Source organism: Corallococcus aberystwythensis (assembly GCF_003612165.1).
Taxonomy (GTDB): Bacteria; Myxococcota; Myxococcia; order Myxococcales; family Myxococcaceae; genus Corallococcus; species Corallococcus aberystwythensis.
Genome location: NZ_RAWK01000530.1, coordinates 1 through 1,538 on the forward strand (window position 1 = coordinate 1; position 1,538 = coordinate 1,538).

The 1,538-nt window shown below is 73.2% G+C and carries 1 protein-coding gene and 1 pseudogene; both read left to right on the top strand.

Features of this window, described 5'->3' with window-relative positions:
* Window positions 1–643: PP2C family protein-serine/threonine phosphatase (locus D7W81_RS41215; RefSeq protein WP_147445842.1), on the top strand; the 643-nt coding region annotated here is incomplete at its 5' end.
* 200 nt (window positions 644–843) lie between these two features.
* Window positions 844–1,538 (top strand): annotated as a pseudogene (locus D7W81_RS41220) (methyl-accepting chemotaxis protein); the annotation flags it as partial.

Sequence of the window (1,538 nt, forward strand, 5' to 3'; positions counted from 1 at the left end):
GGACGGGTTGGGCGGGCAGGAGGGTGGGGAGGTCGCCAGCCAGTGCGTGGTGGACACCTTCGTGGGGTTCAGCGACCGGCTGGACCGCGACCGCGACGGCACCTGGCCGGACGCGGTGGACCCCGCGAGGAGCCGCGAGGAGAACTACCTGGCCGCGTGCACCGCGGCCGCCCAGCGCACCCTGCGCGTGCGCCGCGTGGGCAAGCTCAAGGAGATGGCCTCCACGGTGGTCGCGCTCGCGGTGGGAGCGCGCACCGCGGCCGTGGCCCACGTGGGGGACAGCCGCCTGTACCGCCTGCGCGAGGGCCGTCTGGAGTCGCTCACGCGCGACCACTCGCTCATCGAGGAGCTGCGCGCGGCGGGCCGGGAGCCGCCCGGCAACCCGGCCAACCTGCGCCACCTCATCACCCGCGCCCTGGGCACGGAGAACGCGGAGCCCACCGTGCAGGTGGTGGAGACGCAACCCGGGGACATCTTCCTCCTGTGCTCGGACGGGCTGTATGAGCCACTGGGCCCCGAAGTGATGAAGGAGCAGCTGCGCGCCTCCTCCGCCCAGGCCGCGTGTGACGCGCTCGTCTCCGCCGCGTACGAGGCGGGGGGCCGCGACAACATCACCGCCGTCGTGCTGCGCGTGGGGGTCTGAAGTCCCCCGCCGTGTCACCCGCGGGGCGTGCGTGGGCGATGAACCCCACAGGTCGGTCCTGACCGCCGACCCGACGCGATGGGTCCGCCCGGACGAAGGGGGAGTCACCTGTCACAGGGACTTCAATCCTTCGTTTATTCCAGGTTAATCTTGGGCCTTCCCCCTCGCGTCCCCCTCCCTTGTCCGAGCACCCGTTGCGTATGACGCTCAGCCTTGCCGCGCGCCTGACCGCGGCCCTTACCGCCGTTGTCATCACCCTAACGCTGCTGACCGTGACGTTGATGGGGCTGTCGCTGCGCTCGCGCGTCGAATCGGAGATGGCCTCCGCCCTGACGCGGGACGTGACCCGCTGGCAGGCGTTGAAGGACCAGGAGCTGCGGGTGCTGGCGGAGCTGGGGCGCGTTGCGGCGGCGAACCCCGCGCTCCCGCGGGCCTTCTCCCGGGAGCGTTCGGAGGCCGCCGTGCTGCTGAACGAGCAGCGCGCGGTGCTGGGCGTGGACCTGCTGGCGCTGGTGGGCGTGGACGGTTCGGTGATCGCCTCCACGGACGCGCGCGAGCTGGCGGGACTTCCGAAGGTGGTGCGTCAGCAGGGACAGGTGTTGCTGCCGGCCACGGGCGCGCCGCTGCTCGCGGTGGCCCGGCCGCTCCAGGTCAACGGCTCGCCGGTGGGCTTCCTGGTGGTGGGAGCGGAGCTGGGCGCGCAGGAGCTGGGGCGGCTGGGCGTGGGCAGCGAGCAGCTGGAGTCGCTGCTGCACGTGGGGCCCCGGCTGGTGGCGCAGTCTCTGCACACGGTCCAGGCGCCCGCGCTGCTGGCGGCGAGCCAGGCCCGGGCGGACGGCGCGGAGAGGGACGTGGGCGGCGTGTCCCTGCACGTGTCGCGGGTGGAGGTGGGGGA